Consider the following 20,782-nt stretch of genomic DNA (forward strand, 5'->3'; position numbering starts at 1 on the left):
ACACATCAACCTGACCGGCGATTACCTCTGGCGTAGCAGCGCCAAGATCGGCGCGGGGAAGTTCAGGCCGCTACGTCCGCTCTCCGGGTCTTAGCGTACGATTTTTTCCGTTTTCTGAGACGACCCCATCTTCTGCAGTTCGGTGTTCAGCTTGTTGACGATCTCGGGCGGCGTGCCATGGGGCGCGGCCAGCCCGAACCAGATGCTGAACTGGAAGCCCGGCAGGCCGGCCTCGGCGGCGGTCGGCACATCGGGCAGCGTCGGCACGCGGCGCGGTCCGGCGACGGCCAGCGCGCGGATCTTGCCGCTGACCACGTGCGGCGCGATAGTCGGCGCGGCGGAGGCGAGCATCTGGATCTGCCCGGCCATCAGGTCCGTGATCGCCGGGCCCGAGCCCTTGTAGGGGACGTGCGTGACCGGAATGCCCGATACCTGCTTGAACAGCTCGCCGGCGATATGCGGGCCGCTGCCGGCGCCGCCGGAGCCGTAGTTCAGCGCATTCGGATGCGCCTTGCCGTAGGCCAGCAGGTCCTTGAGGGTGCGTACCGGCAGAGAAGGCGTGACGGCCAGCACCACGGGGGTTTCGGCGATCAGCGTGACCGGCGTCAGGTCCTTGACCGGGTCGTACTTCAGGTTGGAAAACAGCGCCGGCGTCGCGGTCTGGCCGACCTCGTTGGCCAGCAGCGTGTAGCCGTCGGGCGCGGCCTTGGCCACCATGCCCGCCGCGATGGTGCCGCTGGCGCCGGGGCGGTTGTCCACCACGAAGCTCTTGCCCAGCGACTCGGACAGGTATTGCGCGGCCAGCCGCGCGACGATATCGGTGGTGCCGCCGGGCGAGTAGGGCACCACGATGGTCACGGGGCGGGTCGGATACGCGGTCTGCGCAACGGCGGCGCCGCAGGCGGCGGCCAGCGTCAGCGCGCCAAGCAGGCGCGCGGCGGTGGATGGTTGGTTCATGGCTGTTGTCTCCTCGGTCGTTCCGGCCTTGCGCGTAGACCCGGTCGGATATTCCAGGCTGTTTGTTCGCGGCCGGTTATTGGCGCTGCATCGATGCCGATGCCGGAATTGGCGATGACTTTGCGGTGAATTGGCGGTGAATTTGCGTGGTCACCGCTGTGCAATTCGCGATGCAGATGGATGGTGACTGTAGGGAGTCGATCCGCCGTTGGGAATCAAATTCTGTAGTGTTATTTCTATGTTCTATATAGAATTCGCGGATGACCGCCATCGACCTGAGCCCGGCCTTTGTCCGCCTTGCCCGGCATATCCGCGAACGCATCATCGGAGGGGAATGGCTGCCCGGCCAATTGCTGCCCGGCGAAGAGGCGCTTGCCAGGGAACTGAAAGTCAGCGTCGGCACCGTGCGCAAGGCGTTCGACGTCCTCAGCGGACAGGGCCTGGTCACGCGCCATCGCGGCCGCGGCACGTTTGTCGCGCGCGCCACCGACGAGCGCGCCTTCACCAGCTTCTTCCGCCTGGTCGATCGCGCCGATGGCGCACGGCGGCTGCCGGTCGATACCGTCCTGAGCCGCGAACGGGCGAGCGCCGACGATGAGGAAATGGCGGCGCTGAAGCTGCCGCCCGACGCGATGGTCTACCGGCTGCGGCGCCGCCGGGACATCGACGACACCCCGCTGGTGCTGGAGACCATCGCCTTCCCGCTTGCCCGCGTCGGCGCGAAGGAATGGGGCGAGGACGGCGCCGCCGCGCATCTGGTGTACTCGTTTCTCGAGCAGCAGTGCGGCGTATCGATCAGCCGCGTCGAGGATCGTTTGCAGGCGCGCATATTGCCGCAAGGCATGGCCGGCGAATTCGGCTTGCCGGCCGGACATCCGGTATTGCTGGCGATCCGCGTCGCATTCGATCTGCAAGGCGCCCCGGTCGAATTCCGGCGCACCTGGATGGCCACCGATGGCCACGACTATCTGAGCGAATTGCGCTGGACCGGCGCGGGCGGATAACAGCATTCCCAACGACAACACCGTGGTACCCATGACCAAGCTGATCGACTTCCGCAACGACCCCGTTCCCACCCACGACAATCCCCGTCCCGATCGCCTCGTGCGCGGCAATCCCGACCGCACCACCTGGACGCATTACAGCGCGGCGCATGGCGATTTCGATTGCGGCATCTGGGCCTGCGAACCCGGCGCCTGGCGCATTGCCTTTCCGGCGGGCAAGGAAGAATTCTTTCACGTGATCAGCGGCCGCCTGCGCATCAGCGATTCCGCCGGTGAAGCGCGCGAATTCGGCCCCGGCGATGCCTGCGTGATTCCCGCCGGATTCGAAGGCGTTTTCGAAGTGATCGAGCCGGTGCGCAAATATTTCGTGGTGCTGGATCGCGCCGCCGCGAAAGCCGTGTAAGTGTTTCCGCCTCCCGCCGCCATCAATATGGCAATTGGCAATATTTCAAGGGATGCCACTCCGATCGCAAAGCGAAGCTAAAATGTCCCGCCATACAGCCACACCATAACGATGGAGACAAGCATGAGACTGGCGGGCAAGGTGGCAGTGGTGACCGGTGGCGGTTCCGGCTTTGGCGAAGGCATCGCCAATCTGTTCGCGCGGGAAGGGGCGCGCGTGGTGGTCGCCGATATCGATGAGGCCAAGGCCACCGGGGTGGCGCAAGCCATCGAGCAGCAGGGCGGACAGGCCCGCGCCGTGCGCGCCGACGTCTCGAAGGGCAGCGATGTGGAAGCGATGCGCGAAGTCGCGCTGGCCGCATTCGGCGATGTCGGCATCGTCGTCAACAATGCCGGCACCACGCATCGCAACAAACCCATTCTCGACATTACCGAAGACGAATTCGATCGTGTGCAGGCGGTCAACGTCAAAAGCCTGTATTGGACCGCGCGCCATTTCATTCCGCATTTCCGCCAACGCGGCGGCGGCGTCTTCGTCAATATCGCATCGACCGCCGCAATCCGGCCGCGTCCGGGGCTGGTCTGGTACAACGCCAGCAAGGGCGCGGTGGTGACCGCGAGCAAGGCCATGGCCGCCGAGCTCGGACCGGACAATATCCGCGTCAATTGCGTCAATCCGGTGATCGGCGCGACCGGGCTGCTGGAGCAATTCATGGGCAAGCCCGACACGCCGGAGAATCGCGCCTCCTTCCTGGCGACGATTCCGATGGGACGGATGTCCACGCCCGCCGATATCGCGGCGGCCTGCCTCTACCTGGCATCGGACGAAGCGGCCTTCGTCACCGGCACCTGCCTCGAAGTGGACGGCGGCCGCTGCGTCTGACCGCCTCGCACCCCGCAGCGGCCGCCCACGAGGCGACCGCATCGTCACTGTCGACATCATCGTCATGCATGACAACCATCAGGAGACAGCCATGAGTTCCACGGATCCCGGATTCGAAGACGCGATCTACCGCAAGGTCAGCTGGCGCCTCGTTCCGTTTCTGCTGCTGTGCTACGTGGTCGCGTATCTGGATCGCGTCAATGTCGGTTTCGCCAAGCTGCAGATGCTCAACGACCTGAAGTTCAGCGAGACGGTCTATGGCCTCGGGGCGGGCGTTTTCTTTATCGGCTATTTCCTGTTCGAGATTCCGAGCAACGTGATCCTGCACAAGGTCGGCGCCCGTGTATGGATCGCGCGGATCATGATCACCTGGGGCCTGATCTCGGCGGCGATGATGTTCGTCACCACGCCGACGATGTTCTACGTGCTGCGTTTCCTGCTGGGCGTCGCGGAGGCGGGCTTTTTCCCCGGCATCATCCTGTACCTGACCTATTGGTATCCCGCCGAACGGCGCGGGCGCACGACGACATGGTTCATGACGGCCGTCGCGCTGTCGGGCGTGATCGGCGGCCCGCTGTCGGGCTGGATCATGCAGACCTTCGACGGCCACAACGGCTGGTCCGGCTGGCAATGGATGTTCCTGCTCGAAGGCATTCCGTCGGTGCTGGTGGGCCTGTGGGTGCTGGCCTACCTCGACGATCGCATCGGCCATGCCAAGTGGCTGACCGCCGAGGAAAAGGCCGTGCTCGAGCGCAATGTCGCCGCGGAATCCGCGCACAAGGAAGACCTGCCGGTGCGCCGCGTGCTGTCCAGCCCGCGCGTCTGGATGATGAGCGCGATCTACTTCAGCTTCGTGATGGGCCTGTACGGCATCAGCTTCTGGCTGCCAACCATCATCCGGCAGACCGGCGTCAAGAGCGCGCTCGATATCGGACTGCTGACCGCGATTCCCTATGGCGTGGCCGTGCTCGGCATGGTGCTGGTGGCGCGCAGCGCCGACCGCCGCGGCGAACGGCGCTGGCATATCGCCATTCCCGCGCTGGCGGGGGCGATCGGACTGGTGCTGTCGGTGCTGTGGTACGACCGCACCGTGCTGGCGATGGTGGGCCTGACGCTGGCGACGATCGGCATCATGACCACGCTGCCGCTGTTCTGGAGCCTGCCGACGGCATTCCTTGCCGGCACCGGCGCGGCGGCCGGCATCGCGATGATCAATTCGCTGGGCAACCTGGCGGGCTTTATCAGCCCCTATGCGGTCGGCTGGCTCAAGGACCTGACGCAGAGCACGAACGCCGGCATGTACCTGCTCGCCGGCTGCCTGGTCGTTGGGGCCGTGCTAACGCTGCTGGTGCCGGCGCGGCTGGTATCGCGGCAACAGGGCGCGGCGCAATACGGCGGCGCGCTGGGCACGACGCAATAAGCGCGAACGCGGTCCGTCCGCAACGGGTTGGCGCGCTCAGCGCGCGGTACGGTCGGCGTCCTGCCCGCCCATGGCGCTTCCAACGGGCGAGGCGATGCAAGCCGGCAGCCGGTTCGAGCGCATTATCCAGCGACGATCGGCGACCAGCCGCTGTCCGGCGTGTAATCGCTGCGGCAAACGCGGCCATCGGGCAGCACGGCGAACACCATGACGGTATCGCCCTGCGTCACGACAGTGGCGCCGCCGGCCGGGCTGACCGCGGTGTAGGGATCGATCGCCAGCAAGGGCGACCATTCGCCGCCCGGCACCAGGGGGCGGAACGCGGCGTGCAGCAGGCCGTCGACGCTGACGGCCACCGCCACCAGCGTATCGCCGTGCAAGAGCGCCAGGCCGAGATGGCCTTGCGCGGCGAAGGCCGGCGCGGGTCCGATCGGCACCAGCGTCTCGAACAGCAGCGGCTGCAGGCCGAAGCCGCAGGCATGGAGCAGCCCGTCGGTGCCGACCGCCACCACGGCGACGCCATCGAGCGTGCCCGCGATGCCCGGTTTGACCCCCGGTTCCATCGCCACATCGCACTGGGCGGCCACCGATTCGTGCCAGAACGTGATGGTGTTGCCCTCGGGCACGTTGCCGGCGATCCAGCGCAGCGCGCCGCCGTCGTCGATGGCGACGACGTCGACGGTACGCGGCTTGCGCGACAGCATCACGGGACCCGGCGTGCGTCGGTAGGTGCTGAGCGAGTCGAGCTGCACGGGGGCGGAGAAGTCGTGATTGCCCATTTCGGTGGCGTCGTATTCGACCGCGACCAACTGGCCGCTCGGCTGGATCGCCGCCACCGTCGTCAGTTCGTACAGCGGGTGGCACGCCGCCACGTCGTAGCCCGGCGCGAGGCTGGCGATCTCGGTCCAATCCCTGGCGATGTCCCCGGTATTGCCCAGCGTGTCCCAGTAGTAGTACCGCAAGGTGCCGCGAACGCTGGTGACGAATACCTCGAATAGGGTGCGCAGCAGCGGTGCCGTTTCCAGCGACACCAGCAGCGCCGGCTGCGAATCGGACAGCTGAAACGGCGCGCTGTCGGGCTGCGGAAGTTCGGGGCCGGGTCCGAACAGCCGCGACCACATCCGCAGGCTCAGCCGGTCATCGGCGCCGAGCCCGACCAGCAGCGCGCTGTCGCCGGCGATGGCCGCGGCGGCCGGCGCGGGCAGGATGCGCGGCCAGCCCATATGCACGGCGATCTTGCGCAGGTCCGGCATGCCGCCGATATTGCCCGGCGGATCGGACGCGGCCGGCGTGCACAGCGAGGGATTGCGCAGCAGATCGCGAATCGACGTGGGAAACAGGCATTGGCCGTCCCGGGCCGCCTGCATGCCCTGGATCGCGCAGACGACGCCGGCGATCACCGCGGAGGCGCCCGAGGTGCCGCCGAAGGTGTGATAGGGATAGACCGGATCCTCGTAGGGGCCCCGTGAGCCCTCGAAATCGGCGAAACAGTCCACGCGCGCGCCGAAGGTCGAACCGCGCAGCCAGGGTTGCCGTACGCCGTCCACCGGCGCTGCCTGGGTCGCGCCGCCGACCATGATGGCCAGCGAATCGCGGAACACCGGCTTGGCCGGATTGATGTGATCGCATTGAGGCCGGGCATCGAGGTCGTCGCCGGAGTTGCCGGCGGGCTCGATCACCGTGATGCCGAAGAAGACCAGCAGCTGGATCGTCTGCTGAGTCTTCAGGGACAGTTCCACTGGCAGCGCCGGATCCTTGCCGGGAAGCGTCAGCCAGGGCCGCGGGCTGGCCAGCTCGATCAGCACGACGCCGCCGGGCCGCACCGCATCGCCGGCGATCAGCAGCGCGGCGTCGAGCCAGTGCTTCCCATCCGCGCGCATCGACGTCACCACATGGGCGCGGGCCTCGGGCGCGATGCCGACGATGCCGCCGCCGTTGTCGGGCGCCACGACGATACCCAGGACCGACGTGCCATGGTCCGTGTCCTCGCGGTCCGCCACGCCGAACACCGAGTAGGGCACGATCGGCACGGTGGCCAGCTCGATGTGCTGCAGGTTCCAGCCGTGCTCGACGTCGACCATGTTGACGCCACGTCCTGTACCGCCCGCCACGCGCCAGGCGTAGTAGGCATCGATGCCGCCCGGCGCCGCGGCCAATTGCTGGGACACGATCGCATCCTCGTTGGTGCCATAGGCGATACGGCCAGCGGGATATGCGGGCATCCGCGGCTCCGCCCATTCGACGAAGGGCAGCCCGTACAGCAGCCCGGTCAGCGCCTCCAGCTGCGCCGCCTCGCATGGCACCTCGAACCACGCGAAGGGATCGGGCGGCTCGCCGCCCAGCATCCGCGCCGCGTCCACCATATGGGCCAGCAAGGGGATCTGCTCCGCCGGAAAGCCCGGATCGAGCGACAGCCCCGGATAGCTGGCCGCTATCTCGTCCCACCATGGCTTGAGCTCGCCGAGATACTGCTCGGCGCCACTCTCGTACGGCAGCACGAAGCCATCGAACAGCTTCACGTCGACATAAGCCTCAGCCATCGCCGTCTCCCGGCGGCACGACATCTTCCGCCATCACGTCGAAGCGCAGATGCGAGACCGGTGGCCCCGCCAGCGGCGTGCGGCTGCGTTCGACCCACAGCACCGGGCGGCCCTCCGTATCGCGCGCCAGCCGCGCACGGCGGCGCAGCGAGACGCCGCTGCTGGCGATCGCCTCGGGCGCGATCTCGTGGCCGCGTCCGAAGCCGGGCCCCGACGGCCCGCCGATCAGCCGCGATGCCGGACCGGGCCGCACGCGCGGCAGCACGCCACCGAGATCGGCCACCAGCCCCTGCTGCCAGTCACCGTAGCGTCCGTCGGGGCCGGTACGCCGATACGGATGCCAGTGCGCGGGCAGGGTGTTTGACGGCAGATAGCGGAACTGGCGGGTACCGGTGCGCGTGGTCTCGCGTGCGGCCGCCTCGCTGGTGTCGTCGGCCAGCAGCACGCAACCGTCGGCGCGCAGCTCCACCGCCCAGGCCACGTTGGCGTCCTCGTCGATGCCGAGCGAGACGTCGTCCAGCCAGGGGCCGGCATGCGGCGCCACCGCGACGGGCCAGATCAGCAGCGCGCCCGCTTCCATGCCGGTGGTGCGGAACAGCGACCAGGCCTGCGGGCCGTCCACCGGGGGCGGCGCCAGCGTCCACGTATCGTCGAAGCTGTCGTGCACCACCGTGTCGCGCAGCGTCACCAGCATGCCGGACGAGGGCGGCCGCTCGCCGCCGGCACTCGGCGGTGGCTCCGGCACCGGAAACCAGAACCAGTCGTCGGCATGGGCCAGCGCCACATCGAGCAGCAGCGCGGTGCCCAGATGCGAGCGGTCCGGCGAGAAGGCGCCCAGGTCCACGGCACCATCCTCGATCTGCCACCAGCGTGGATGCGGCGCGCCGGGGTAGGACAGGCGGCTGACCAGCAGTTGCCGCGACGAGGTCATCGACGCCGACGTGCCGCCGTTCGTGCCGACATTGGTGCCGGCGTCCGCGCGCAGCACCGTACCGCCCGCGTCGGCGGAATACCAGTCGACGTCGCCGCCATCGTGATCGCGAATCTCCAGGCCGCGCGTGCCCGCGCTGAAGTGCGCATCGTGCGTCAGCTTGCGCGACGACCAGTTGTCGGCGGGCGGCGATGGCACCTCGTTCCACAGCGCATGGCCGGCGAGCAGGCCCGCGATAAAGATCGCGCGGCCGTCCAGTTCCTCCGACATGGCTTCGTAAGGCGGCGGCAGCGGACCGAGGCGCAAGGTCCGCAGGCGCTGCGGCGGCAGCGCAGGCAACAGCGGCGCGGCGGCGCGACCCAACCGCACGCGCCGGCCGATGGTCCACCAGTCGCCGGGCTCGGCCTCGACCAGCGCCTCGGCCGGGATGCGGGCCGGATCGAGATCGGGCCGGCGCGGCGCATAGCGAAAGGGCTCATGCGTGACGCTGACCGCCACCGCGATCGGGCTCGATACGTCTTCGCCCTGCAGCTCGCCGAGCTGCCATTGCCGCGTCAGGAACCAGACGGGATCGGCGACGCGTGCCCGCAGGCCGCGATGGAAGTCCGTCGGCGGGCTGAGCGGTTCGAGGCGGAAGTGCAGGGACATGGCGGTCTCGATGGGCTGTGAGCAGTCGTAGTGGAGGGAAGCGTGCGGTCAGGTCCAATGGCTCCAGAACATGTCCGGCAGGGACGACAGCGCCGCCGGCGTCGCGACCCGGCTGCCCGCCCGCGGACGGCAGGCGCGGGCACGCGCGAGCTGCCGCGTCTCCAGCACCAGTGCCGCCAGTTCCGCGTCGTTCAGGCGCCGGCTCGCGTCGGGCGGCACGGCCAGCAGCACCGCCTGCGGCGCGCGCGACTTCGGGCCGTTGAAACCGAAGGCCGCGCTGGTCGTGTGCCGGGTCGACGGGATCGCGTCCTGCCAGGCGTCGAGACCGGCGATCGCCACCGTCGCCATGCTGCCGGCGAGCGCGGCAGGGTCCGGCCCGTAGGCCACCACCACCGGCCCTGCAGGGCTCCACGGATCGCCCGAGCCATCGGCGGTGCGTACGGCGGCGCGCCACGGCCGCGTTGCGGGATCGAGTTGCCAGGCCTCCAGGCTCGCCAGGCGCGGGCGCACGGCGGCGACGATCTCGAGCCATTCGCGGTCGGTGCGCGGGCGTCCTTCGTCGTCGCGCAACGCGGCGCGCAGCGGACCGACGGCGAGCGACGGCACCAGCGGCAGCACCGGCAGGCGGGCGTGGCCGACGAGGGCACGAATCGATTGCCGCAGGCCGCGCACGTTGTTGGCTTCGGCTTCGGCTTCCGGCGCGGCCGCCAGGCGGGTCTGCAAGCGCGCCAGCGCCTGCGCCAGCGGCTCGGCATCGTCGGCCCGCACGGCGCCCCAGGCGCGGCATTGCGCAAGGCACCATGCCACCGCGGCCGGGTCGTTCAGATCGGCAGCGGCAAGCGAGCCCAGCAGCGACGTCAGCCGGTTCCGCAGCGCGCTCAGGCGGCCCGCCAGATCGGCCACCATCGCGTCGCGCAATGGCGAGGCGGGCGCCGCGTCGTCGTCGCGGCCATCGATCGCACCGGGCAGCGGCGGATCGCTGTCGCCGCCGCCGAGCAGCTCGGCGAGGCGCGTGGCTCGGGCCAGCTTGTCGGCGCCTGTGCCGGAAGCGAATGGCAGCGACGCGTCGCGTTCGCCGCGCAGGCGCTGCGTCAATTCGTCCGGCGGCAGCGCGAACGCCTCGATGCCATGCAGGCCGAGGTCGGCCAGGCTCACGGTATCGGCACCGATGGTCCAGGTCCAGCCGCTGGCAGCGCCCAGTTCCTGCTCGAGCAGGCTGGCAAACGCCGGATCGGCAAGCACGGCCGGGGGTGCGCCCGTCCCCGCGGCATTGCCCGGCGGCAGCACCGCCCACGCCGAGACACGCACGCTGGTGGCCTGCCGCGGCGTGCGCATGGCCCGCAGTTCGGGCGGCGGACCGAGGCCCGCCGCGGCCTCCATCGCCGCGTTGCCCAGGCCGCCATGGCCGGTGACCAGCGCATGGATGCCGTCGGTCACCAGCAGATCGGCATAGGTGTCGAGCGCCGCATCGCAGGTCGCCAGCGCTTCGCGCGCGCCGGCCGGCAGCGTCGGTGGCGGCGGATCGCCCGCCTGCGGCCGGAACAGCAGCCGCAGCACGCGCGCGCCGTCGCAGCAGCGCGTGCCGGCATGCGTGTCGCGCATCGGGTAGTCCTCGCGCAGCTTGCGCACGGTATCCCAGTCGCCGACGATGCGTTCGACCTCGAGGCCCAGCGCCTCATAGGGATGCACGCCGAGGCGGACACGCTCGGCCAGGCGCATGGCCGCGCGAACCCGGGCCGAATCGATCTCGATCTGCCAGCGCGTATCGCCTGGATGGCGAACCGCCGCATCGCGCAGCAGCGCGGCCGTCATCGCTTGCGCGTGCGACGGCGCGTGCAGCAGCCCGGCGGCGGTGGGGCCGGGCGGCAGGCCATGGCCGGGATTGGCCGCATCGTAGGGCGCCGGCGCATCGACCCAGCCGTATACGCCCAGCCGCCACGGCGCACGCGTGTCTTGCAATTCGCGCAGCCGTGAACAGGCAAGGCCCGTGATCCACGGATCCACGCGATGGCTGGCGGTATCCAGCGCGGCCAGCACGCAACTGAAGACGCCGTCGGGATCGTCGGCGTAGGCCCGCACCAGGCCGACCAGTGCCTCGATGCCGCGCAGACAGCGCTTGGCCACGCTGTGTGCGCCGGGATCGGCCGAAGCAAACAGGTCGTCCAGCTGCGGTTGCGACGGCGTCCCCGGGTAGCCGCGCCGCACCAGATCGATCAGCGCATCGGTGCCCGCCTGCATGGGCAAGGGCGTGTGCGGGTCGACGGGCTGGCCGTGGTCGATGGCCTCGCGCGCCTGGCCGACGCTGGCGCGCAGCAGGCACAGCGATTCGAAGATCAGATGGCCGAGCAGGCCGAGCTTGCGGTCCCAGCGGTACGGGAAAGCTTCGCTGTCTTCCTCCAGCAGCAGGCGCAGCGTGTCGGGGTTGTCGGCGTCGGCTTCCGGCGTGCTCGCCGGCAGATGCGCCTGCTCCGTGAAGGCGCCCAGCGGCGACAGCGGCGTCTTGCGGCCGGCCAGGCTCGATGCCGTCTCCCGCTCCCAGGCGCTCGGCTCGAGCGGCGGCAGGCCCCGCGTCGCACGGATCGCGTTGACCACCGGCAGCGGCGAGACGACGCGAACGGCCCAGCGGCGCGTGGGCGTGTCTTCGCCCAGCAGATCGACGGCCCGCTGCGCGGACGCGCCCACCACGGTGCCAGGGTGGATCGCGGCATCCGCGGCGGCCGCATCGCGCCATGGGCCGGCCCAGTCGCGAATCTGTCCCGCCGTAATGTTTTGACCGGACCAGCCGGCAAGTACGGTGGCCGGCAGCAAACCGTAGGGCTGTGCGCCGACGCGGATCGCCGGATACGGCCCCTGCGGCGCGAGCCACGCCTGCGCCCATTCGGCCAGGCGCGCCTCGTCTTCGCCGGCGCCGATCACATTGCGCAGCGCGTGGCCCCACAGCACGGGCCACAGCGCATTCACGACCAGCGGATCGTGTCCGCCGGTGTCGACGTCGCCGCCTTGCAGCTTGATCGGAACGGCATCCGGCCCGGCCAGCGCCTGCATCACGGCGGCGGACGCGCTGTCCGCAGCGGGCAGCGCATCGTCGATGCCTTCCCATGCGGCCGCATTGCCGCCGGGATTGCTGCCGGGGTTGCTGCCAGCGTCGGCGGTGGCCTCGCCGTCCACGGTATTGGTCGGGGTCCCAGGCCGCAGCACCGACAGCCGGCCCGTGACGGCATGCATCGCGATCAGCGGTTCCGGGGAGACGTCGCCCATGCCGGCCACCACGATGGCATCGAGCGCCGGCGGCTGCGCGCCGGCCGGGAAGGGGATCTCGATTGCCAGCCCGACCGCCTTGGCGATGTCGAAAGAGGTCCACCATGTCCGCGGCAGTTCGCCGGTGGCGGCGGGCGTCTCGAACGCGGTCAGACCGAGCTGTTCGGCAATCCGTTCGCGGTTCGGGTGCATCGTGCCGGCCAGCGTTGGGGCGCCGCCCTGGCCGGCCTCGACGAACCAGACATGGATCGCCGGCGGCAGGCCGTAAGGCTGATGCGTGTCGGGCCAGGCCGAGGGATCGCGCGGCTGGGCTGCGCCGCGATCCGCATGCGGCGCGGGCTCGGCCACGATGGCAACGCTCCGCCGCAGCCACAGCGCGCGTTCGACGCCGAGCCGCGCGCACAGCATGCGCCATTGCATGCCGGCATCGAGCGGGAATTGGCGCAGCACGTCGTCGTAGAGGTCGAGCTCGGCCGGCGACGGCGCGATGGGCCGGCGCGCCATCGAGAACTCGTCGGGCCATGCGCGCAGCCGCAGCATCCAGCCGGGCCGGGTGCCGTCCGGCGCGTAGAAGCGGGTTTCGATGCGCAGGGGCGCCAATACTTCGACGGCGCTCATGCCAGCTCCAGCTTGCCGATCATCACGCGCACCGGTGGGGCAAAGGTCTGGAAGCCGTAGGCCGCGCCGTCGGCGACGGTGCCGGTGGGCCGGTCCTGATCGTCGTGCCAGCTGTAGAAGCGGTAGCCGGCGGGCGGCTCTTCCAATACCACCCAATAATTGGCCAGATCCGCCGGTGCCACGTTGAAGGCGAAGAACGCGACATCCGGGCCGATCCTGCCGGGGAAGGTCGGAAACTGCTTGCGCGACTCGTCGAGCGGCTGGTTCGCGGGTGGCACGGTCCAGTCGGCCTCGGCCCGGTACAGATACACCACCGTGTCCGGATAGCGCCGGAACAGCGGGGTCTTGAACAGCACCACCGCCTCGCTGGCTCGCGGGGCCGGCGTCAGCGCGGCGTTGCCCAATGGCTTATCGGCGGGCCAGTTGCGGATCGGATGGATATCGAACTGGCCACCGGCGCGTTGCCAGAACTTGCGCAGCGGCGACCAGCGTGGAGCGATCGGGAAATTGCGCCAGCGCAGTTCGCCCAGCGCCTGCTGATTGGCGCCGACCAGTACGCCTTCCACGAAAGCAGCGTGCGTGGCCAGGCCCACCACGCGGTCCTGCTGCAGATCGCCAATGCCGGGCAGCATCCAGTCGGGCGCGGCCTCATTGAGGAATTGCCAAAGCGGCAGATCCAGCTCGGGTTCGATTTCGACGGGGCCGACGTCGACGATGCCGGGCAGGGTGGCAAGCACGCGATTGACCACGGGCGGGCGCGCGGCGAAAGGGTCGACGGCATCGGCGACGCGTTGGCCCAGCAGGTCCAGGTCAACCGGCCGGCAACGGGGGCGGCTCGACGCCAGCGTGTCGACCCATTGGCCCGTAGTTGGCTCGTCGATCAGCGTTGGCGGTTCGCGCACCGCACGAATGACCTTGTCCGGATCGACGCGGCCATCGGCGTCGGGCGTCAGCGCATCGAGCGCGGCGGCCAGCCGGTTCAGGTCCGTCGTCGTTTCGCTGTCCATCAGCAGCCCGAACATGTCGTCGGCCTGCCGCTCGTCATCGAAGGCGCGCCGGACCGCGTCCTTCAATATGGGGCCGGCATCCCCGCGCGGCTTGTGCCAGATCGCATCGGGATCGTCGGGCGCCACCGGGCACGCGGCGGCCGCTTCGAGCAGCACGCGATGCGGAATGACGCCGTCGCGCGTCAACGCCGAGCGCGCAGGACCAGGACGCAGCGCACGCCGCGCTGCCGAGGACCAGATCGCCGGCACCATGCCGGGCGTGCGGCCGGTCAAGGCCGACGACACCGTTTGCTGCTCGTTGACCGGCATGCGCCCCAGCATCGCGCCGAGCACCGCCAGCTTGTCGACGGGATCGGGCGGCAAATGGCGGAACCACAGCGAGCGCGAGACCTCGACCCCGAGCGCGACATTGCCGATGCGCTCGCGTGCGATCGCCAGGTCGCCGGCACGTGCGGCGGCGGCCTTGGCGATGCGGTCCTGCCAGGCAATGGCCGCCCATGCGCCGAGACCGGCCGCGCCGCGATGGCGCGGATCGGTATGAAACTGCGCGCTCCAGCCTGCGCTGGGCGCCGTGCCCGGCATCGTGAACGGCGCGTGGTAGCGCGGCGCGGTCAGCAGCCAGCGGCCCGGCGGCATGGGCGGCATCGCGGTGAGCGCGGCGGTTTCCGCGGCGAGCCAGGGCGCGACCGGGTCGGCCGGCGCGCCCACCATGCTGACCCGTTGCAGCGCGCCGCCCATCGAGAGGGCCACGATGGCAGGCTCGCCGGCAGCCGCCTGCCCGCGCCGCACGCAATGCAGCTTCGCGCGGCCGAAGTCCTCCTTCAGCTCGCCATCGGCGGGCGCGCGCAGCCGCTTGGCGATCTCGCCGAAGTCGCCGCCTTCGCCGGTACGGAAGCCCCACCTGTCGTAGCACGTGACACGCACCGGCTGGCCCGCGACGACGGGCCACGCATCGCGCAGCGTGCCGTCGGGCTCGACCACGTAGGCGGGCACCAGGCAGGCGACATAGGCGCGTTGGGGCTCCAGTTTTACGGGGCTCAGGATGCGGCTGTACCAGTCGCCGTCGACCTCATGCACATGCGCCCACTGGTGCGAGTCGCCGAGCGGGTGAGCGGCCTGCGTCTGCGGCGACAGCGTGACGCGGCCATCGCGGCCCGGCACGACGTCGGTGGGCAGGCCCACCACCAGCACCAGCCATGGCCGGATCGCGGCGGGCAGGCGCGGATCGGGCGAATACCGCCACGGCAGGTCCAGCGTATCGGCGTGGCTGAATTCGACCAGCGCGCGCTTGGTGTTTTCCGCATCGGACGCGCCCGGGGGCGGATAGCGCCGGGTAATGGTCCCGGGCGCCAGCCGTTGCACATCGCCCGGCCCGAACAGCTCGTAGGGGGCGGGCGCGGTGATCGAGCGGGGCGTCCCGCTGAGGACGATTTCCTCCAGCGTCAGCGTGGCGCCGGCCTGCAGGCGTCCCGCCACCACGTTGCCGTTGGCGCCGTGGCGCAGCGCGGTGACCTGCCAGGAATGGAACTTGGCCATGCTCAGATTCCCGACAGGTCCACCGGCGACAGCAGGTCCGCCATCGGCACCGCCCCGCCGGTGCTGTTGCCGCGGGCGAAGGCATGCGCGGCGGTGGCACTGGTGTAGCTCGCAAACTCCGTGGGCGGAACCGTGGCCCACACTTCGCGGGTGGCGTGGATCAGCTGCGCGTTACTGCCAAGCGCAGGGGGACGATGGCTGGCCGCGACCAGGTGGGCGATCGCCCGCAGATCGGTGCGCGCGGCGACCTCTGCGTCCTGCAGTTCGGGCGGGATCACGACCAGTTCGACCTTGCGCGTGTCGTCCACGTGCGTGCTGTAGTGCGCCGCGCCGCTGCTCAGCACCACGCCAGCATCGAGCATGTCGAACGGTGGCCGGTTCAGCTGTTCGGCCTCGTTCAGGTTGCAGTAGTGGCCCGGCGCGAAACGTTCGGTGACCGGATCGCCCGGCGTCAACACGCGCACGCCGGCGCGCGCCGGCAGCGGCAGGCCGTCGACGCGGTCGATCGGCAGGCCCAGCGGCGCGCGACGTTGGGACCATTGCAGGGCGCCGGTCGGCGGCACGGCGGCAACGCCCGGGCGCGTGGGGCGCGGGGCCAGCACCACGGCCGGATCGTCGATCGATGCGGCCCGCACATTGCCGGCCCGCACGATCTCCTGCTGCACGATCGTCAGCAGTTCGCCGGGGCTGGCCGCCATATCGGCCGGGCCGCTGCCCAGCGTAAAGGTCTCGTCCCAGGAGACGTCGAACAGGAAGGTCTCGATGGTCAGCCGGCCGCGAATCACCAGCGGCCCGGGACCGGACACGGTGCCGTCGAGCCGCACGCCGCCGAAGCTGAAGCCGCCTGCGCGCACGTCGAAGCCCGCGGAGGCATTGGCGACGAAGGCAAACGGGCGGAACTGCACCAGCGCATCGAGCTGCAGGAAGCCATGCGCGGTCAGCCCCATCGAGAACGTGATGTCGAAGCGCCCGCCGAGCTGAATGGTGTTGCTCGTGAACGCCAGATAGCCTTCGGCGCGTATCGACAGCGGCCCGCCCAGCGTTTGCAGCGACAGTCCGACGCGGCGCAGGGCCGGCAGCTGTGCCGGCTCGGGATTGAAGCCCGGATAGAAGCCGCCGATCGACACCACCGCATACGCCTGGCTGCCCCAGTGCAGCCGCATCGCGGCATCGCCGTAGACCGAGAAGACGCCGAGCACATGGCTGTCGACCAGGCTGGCGTCGATGGAAATCAACGCCTGCGCCGGATCGACGATGCCGAGCAGGTCCAGCCGCAACTGCACCAGCCCCGGCACGCCCGGGATGCCGGCGCGGGCGACCCCGAGCAGCACGACCTTGCCGCTGGGGACCTCGGCCACCAGTCCGAGATCGAGCGACAGGAAGCTGCCCGCGCCCGCCGACAGCCACGCGAGCCGCAAGGTCGGCGCGATCAGATGGTGGTCGCGGAACGCCGGAAAGAAGCGGCGCAGCGCTTCGATGGCGATGCCGGGGTTGGCCGGCGGGCGCGTGGCCAGCAGCGTGTCGGCCGCCGCGCCTGTCCGCACGGCCAGCGCCAGCGCCTCGGTATCGGCGCGACGGTGCACGCCGACCAGTCCGCCGACGCGGTCCAGCGAGAAGCCGAAGGACAGCTGGATCGGCGGCACGAAGGACACGCCCATCAGCGCCAGAAAGGACGGCACGCCGTCCGGCAGGCGCTCCAGCACCGCCGATGCGCTGACCGATACCGGGCCCAGCGGCACGTTCAGCGCGCCGCCGAAGCCGGCGGACGAAGGCAGGCGCACGATCGCGCCGCCGCCCGGCAGGCCGCCGCCGAACGGGGAGGGCAGCGATACCGCGATGCCCGATGGCTGCTGCGGCCCCACGGTGAATGGCGGCAGCGTGGTGTTGTCCGGCAGCTTGGGCTGCAGCACCAGCGATGACGAGGAAAACGCCAGCTTCAGCGGGCCGAGCGGCAGTTCGCCATTGAGGCCCTGCGGGCTGTCCCAGTTCAATGCGCGCACCAGCTCCTGCAGGCCCGGGATATCGGGCAGGCCTTCGAGCAGATAGCGGTGCAGATGCGCGGCGATTTTGTCGCGCGCGGCGGTCCAGGCGTCGACGGCCGCCGTCCAGGCGCTCGCGGACGGCGCCTGCTGCGCGAGCAGATCCAATTGCTGTGCGGCCGCCTGCATCGCATCCAGATCCGCGGTGGGAGCGGCCGGGCCGAGCGCACGCCGCAGGCTGTCCCCAAATTCCACCGCGTATCGGATGACTTCGCTGCTGGCCATGCGTCGTGCCCTGGCGTACTGCGTCGATCGAGGACCGCCCGGCCAGGCCGGGCGAGCAGGCGGTCCGTGCGATCCGGGTGGGGCAGTGCCGCTCGGCACCCCCGATGCCTCACACGATGGAAGGACAGGGACGTCTTATCAGAGGCGACGGCAACGATGGACGCAAATGAATTCTGTGCAGGTCTGGTTCTCGCGCGGTTTTATTCGTATCAGGGCTGAAACAGAGCCATGGCCGCGGCGTTTGCGCGCGCGGCCATCGATGCCGCCTTGGCGGGGACGACCAGCGGAGACAACTAGCGGCGAGCCATGCGCCGCCGCTCCCGCCAGATCAACGCGACATGGACGAGGCCCGCGGCAAGGCTGGTCTGCCCGCTGTAATGCACCAACCCGAGCGCCCAGCCGCGGTGGCCCACCAGGACCCACAACGCGAGCAGCAGTCCCAGCCAGCCGGCGGCGCGCAGCATGCGCGTGCGCGAGCGTGGCAGCAGAACGTCAAACACCGCTTGCTGATGCCGCTCCATCGCGAGGGCCAGCGCGCCGAACGCGACGATGCAAAGGATGAAGGCGAGCAGGTCCATCATGCGCGGTCCTCCGACAGCGTGGCAGGAGCGGAGGTGGTGGCGGCGGCGGTGGCGGTGCTCGCGCGCGTTCTTCTGGCCGGCTTGATCCGCGGCCGATGCCGGGCGGTGCGCAGCGCCAGCATCGCGTGCAGCGCGGCCAGGGCCCACATCATCAGATCGAAGCCTGCAAAGACCCAGTCGCCCTCGGCCATGCTGCGCCACAGGCCGCGGTCGGTGGTCAGCGCGTTCAGCACCGGCAGCAGCGCCAGCAGCGCAGCGCCCAGCCACAGCAGTTCGATCCACGCTTTCTTTGCCGGCCGCATCAGCGCGACCAGCAGCGTCGCCGCCCACGCGATGAAGAACAGGTGGATCTCCCAGGCGCCGCGGGCTGCCAGTTCCGCCGGGAGCAGACGATTGCCCCACAGCATCGCCGTCATCGCAACGGAAAGCCCGGCGATCGCGGCGATATTCAGGCGCTCGACCAGCCAGAAACCGAAATACGGCCGCTCCGGCTCAGGCAGCTTCTGGCGACGCTTGACGGTCCACATCACCAGCCCCGTGCCGACCATCGCGGTGCCGGCAAGACTGACGATGAAGTAGAGCCAGCGCAATTGCAGATCGCTGAATCGCCCCAGATGCAGCGCATACATGACGCCGCGCACCTCGGCCGCCGGGCCGACGCTGTCGCGCGTCTCGAGCAGCTTGCCGGTGGCGCCGTTGAACACCAGGTACTGCGGGCTCATCGACACGCGCGCGGCCTCGCCGCGCAGCACGGTGACGCGGGCCGACGCATCGCCGGCATGGGCGATCGTCACGCGGCTGATGTTGTGCTGGCCCCAGCGCGCCTGGGCCTGGCGCACCATGTCATCAATCGGCGCGAGCTTGGCGGGGATGCCGCTCGGCTTGCCGGGCGGCGGCGACGCATTCAGCTGCGCCGTCAGCTGCTGCCGCTCGGCCGGCGTCTTGAAGGCTGCCTGCTGGCCCCATGGCATGTACATCGCCATCAGGGTCACCAGGCCGGTATAGGTGATCATCAGGTGGAAGGGCAGGCCGAACACCGACAGCGCGTTGTGCGCATCGAGCCAGGAACGCTGGCCCTTGCCCCAGCGGAAGGTGAAGAAGTCGACGAAGATCTTCTTGTGGGTGATCACGCCGCTGACGATCGCCACCAGCATGAACATCGCGCAGAAGCCCGCGAGCCAGCGTCCCCACAGCACCGGCATGTAGTGGAACTGGAAGTGGAAGCGATAGAAGAACTCGCCGCCGTGGGTTTCGCGCGCCGCGACCTTCTGGCCCGTGGCCGGGTCGAAGGTGCCGCTGTCGAACGTGCGCTTGCCGGGTGGGGCGCCCACCGTGCGCCAGAACGCGCTGACCACGTTGTGCCGGTCCGTCGGCATCTCCATGCCCCACAGCGGGCTGCCCGCGGCGACGGTCGCCAGCGTGTCGGCCACGCGCTGCGCGGCCGCGGCGGGATCGGGCACTTCGAGCTGATGCGCCAGTTCGGGCCGCATCCATTGCGAGATCTCGTCCTTGAAATAGCTGACCGTGCCCGTCAGGAACATCGCGTAGAGAATCCATCCGACCAGCAGGCCGGCCCACGTATGCAGGTCCGACATGGTCTGGCGGATGCCCCGGCCCCTGGCGGCGATGTCGCTGTGGTTGTCGATGACGTTGCGCGGCGTCACCGTAGACTTCGCGGTGGACTTCACGATGCGCTCCCGCCCACGCCGGCATACCAGGCCGCCAGCAGCAGCGGGACGGCCGCCACCAGCAGTCCGGCCCATGCGCGCCGCGCGCTGCGTACCGCGAACACCCAGATCACGGCGCCCGCATAGAAGGCGAAACTGGCCAGCATGCCGGTCAGCACGGCTTGCGGCTTGCTGATCGGCAGCGCCAGCGCGGCGACGCTGGCCAGCGCCGCGAGCGCATAGCCGCCCAGCACGGCGGCGATGATGCGCGAGACGAGCGAGCCGATCTTCAGGGCTCGGGGCACGGCAGCTTGCATTTACTGTTTGGCCTTCTTGTCGGCGTTGGGTGCGGGAATGGCCGGCACGGCGGGCAGGCCGTCGGGTTTGACATAGGTCAGCGTGCTGACATAGTCGACGCGATGATATCGCTCGGGCCCGGCCTGTCCCAGGCGCTCGCCCGGGGTTTCGTCCTGATGGCTGACCTCGGCGACGTAGACGCCTTGCCACGGCATATCGAAGGCGACCTTGCCCTGCTCGTCGGTCTGCTTCTCCTTGGCCCAGCCCGACTGCGTCACCAGCGCGAGCTTGGCCTTGGGCAGCGGCTTGCCGCGGAAGAACACCTGCAGTTCCCCGGCCTTGCCGGCCGGCACCACGTCGAGCACCAGCTTGGGCGCCTGCGGCGCGAGGTCCGTCACCAGCCGCGCGGCGGGGAAATACCAGCCGGTCAACTGCTGGTCGCCGCGCTTGAACGGGTACAGCGGGTAGTGGGGCGCCTGCGCGACGATCGCGTCGCCGCGCTTGGCCTGGAAGGGCAACGTATAGCCGTCGCCGGTCTTGACGCCGTCGGCGGCCTGCTCGCCCTTGGCCGACAGCAGCGCGGCGCTCGGCACACCGAGCTTGTCCAGCGTGCCGGGCGAGACCTCGCGCAGGTTCTCGGCGAATTCGCCGAAGCGGACGCTGGCGTTCTGGCCGGGCGCCTGCTCGATCCAGATCTGGTGCGAATGCGCCGCGGTGGCGAAGGCCATCAGCGCGAAGGCGAGCGATGCGGAAGATTTCATGGGATAGC

At 69.9% G+C, this 20,782-nt stretch carries 14 protein-coding genes; 4 read left to right on the top strand and 10 right to left on the bottom strand.

Annotated elements, in window-relative coordinates:
* Window positions 1–90: 90 nt before the first annotated feature.
* Window positions 91–957 (bottom strand): Bug family tripartite tricarboxylate transporter substrate binding protein, encoded by an 867-nt coding sequence (locus F1599_RS24865; protein ID WP_150084846.1) that lies wholly within the window; start codon window positions 955–957, stop codon window positions 91–93.
* Window positions 958–1,217: 260 nt separating this feature from the next.
* Between F1599_RS24865 and F1599_RS24870 the strand changes: the two genes are divergently transcribed.
* The 4 genes from F1599_RS24870 (at window position 1,218) to F1599_RS24885 (ending at window position 4,666) form a co-directional block, all read left to right on the top strand.
* On the top strand, window positions 1,218–1,961 hold the full coding sequence (locus F1599_RS24870; RefSeq protein ID WP_150084847.1) for a GntR family transcriptional regulator: 744 nt from the start codon (window positions 1,218–1,220) through the stop codon (window positions 1,959–1,961).
* A 31-nt stretch (window positions 1,962–1,992) separates the two neighbouring features.
* Window positions 1,993–2,364, top strand: coding sequence for a cupin domain-containing protein (locus F1599_RS24875; RefSeq protein ID WP_150084848.1), 372 nt, complete (start codon window positions 1,993–1,995; stop codon window positions 2,362–2,364).
* 123 nt (window positions 2,365–2,487) lie between these two features.
* Window positions 2,488–3,246 carry a glucose 1-dehydrogenase gene (locus F1599_RS24880; RefSeq protein ID WP_150084849.1) on the top strand — a complete coding sequence of 253 codons (759 nt, stop codon included), beginning with the start codon at window positions 2,488–2,490 and terminating at the stop codon, window positions 3,244–3,246.
* Window positions 3,247–3,337: 91 nt separating this feature from the next.
* Window positions 3,338–4,666 (top strand): MFS transporter, encoded by a 1,329-nt coding sequence (locus F1599_RS24885; RefSeq protein ID WP_190286450.1) that lies wholly within the window; start codon window positions 3,338–3,340, stop codon window positions 4,664–4,666.
* A gap of 122 nt (window positions 4,667–4,788) precedes the next feature.
* Here the strand turns inward: F1599_RS24885 and F1599_RS24890 are convergent, their stop codons facing one another.
* The 9 genes from F1599_RS24890 to F1599_RS24930 form a co-directional block, all read right to left on the bottom strand.
* A complete protein-coding gene (locus tag F1599_RS24890) occupies window positions 4,789–7,206 on the bottom strand; it encodes a S8/S53 family peptidase (RefSeq protein ID WP_150084851.1) in 2,418 nt (805 codons plus the stop codon).
* The gene (locus F1599_RS24895) at window positions 7,199–8,785 is read right to left on the bottom strand and encodes a hypothetical protein (RefSeq protein WP_150084852.1); all 1,587 of its coding nucleotides are present in this window, start codon (window positions 8,783–8,785) and stop codon (window positions 7,199–7,201) included. Before F1599_RS24895 ends, F1599_RS24890 begins: the two co-directional genes overlap by 8 nt.
* Window positions 8,786–8,833: 48 nt before the next feature.
* The gene (locus F1599_RS24900) at window positions 8,834–12,661 is read right to left on the bottom strand and encodes a hypothetical protein (RefSeq protein ID WP_150084853.1); all 3,828 of its coding nucleotides are present in this window, start codon (window positions 12,659–12,661) and stop codon (window positions 8,834–8,836) included.
* A complete protein-coding gene (locus F1599_RS24905) occupies window positions 12,658–15,204 on the bottom strand; it encodes a hypothetical protein (RefSeq protein ID WP_150084854.1) in 2,547 nt (848 codons plus the stop codon). Before F1599_RS24905 ends, F1599_RS24900 begins: the two co-directional genes overlap by 4 nt.
* A gap of 2 nt (window positions 15,205–15,206) precedes the next feature.
* Window positions 15,207–17,468, bottom strand: a complete 2,262-nt coding sequence (locus F1599_RS24910) for a DUF6603 domain-containing protein (protein WP_150084855.1) — start codon at window positions 17,466–17,468, stop codon at window positions 15,207–15,209.
* Window positions 17,469–17,761: 293 nt separating this feature from the next.
* Window positions 17,762–18,049, bottom strand: coding sequence for a DUF3325 domain-containing protein (locus F1599_RS24915; RefSeq protein ID WP_150084856.1), 288 nt, complete (start codon window positions 18,047–18,049; stop codon window positions 17,762–17,764).
* The gene (locus F1599_RS24920) at window positions 18,046–19,644 is read right to left on the bottom strand and encodes a PepSY-associated TM helix domain-containing protein (protein ID WP_150084881.1); all 1,599 of its coding nucleotides are present in this window, start codon (window positions 19,642–19,644) and stop codon (window positions 18,046–18,048) included. Before F1599_RS24920 ends, F1599_RS24915 begins: the two co-directional genes overlap by 4 nt.
* An 89-nt stretch (window positions 19,645–19,733) precedes the next feature.
* On the bottom strand, window positions 19,734–20,033 hold the full coding sequence (locus tag F1599_RS24925) for a DUF3649 domain-containing protein (RefSeq protein ID WP_150084857.1): 300 nt from the start codon (window positions 20,031–20,033) through the stop codon (window positions 19,734–19,736).
* Window positions 20,034–20,774: a DUF4198 domain-containing protein gene (locus F1599_RS24930; RefSeq protein WP_150084858.1), complete on the bottom strand. Its 741-nt coding sequence runs from the start codon at window positions 20,772–20,774 to the stop codon at window positions 20,034–20,036.
* Between the last annotated feature and the right edge of the window lie 8 nt (window positions 20,775–20,782).

This window comes from Cupriavidus cauae, assembly GCF_008632125.1.
Taxonomy (GTDB): Bacteria; Pseudomonadota; Gammaproteobacteria; order Burkholderiales; family Burkholderiaceae; genus Cupriavidus; species Cupriavidus cauae.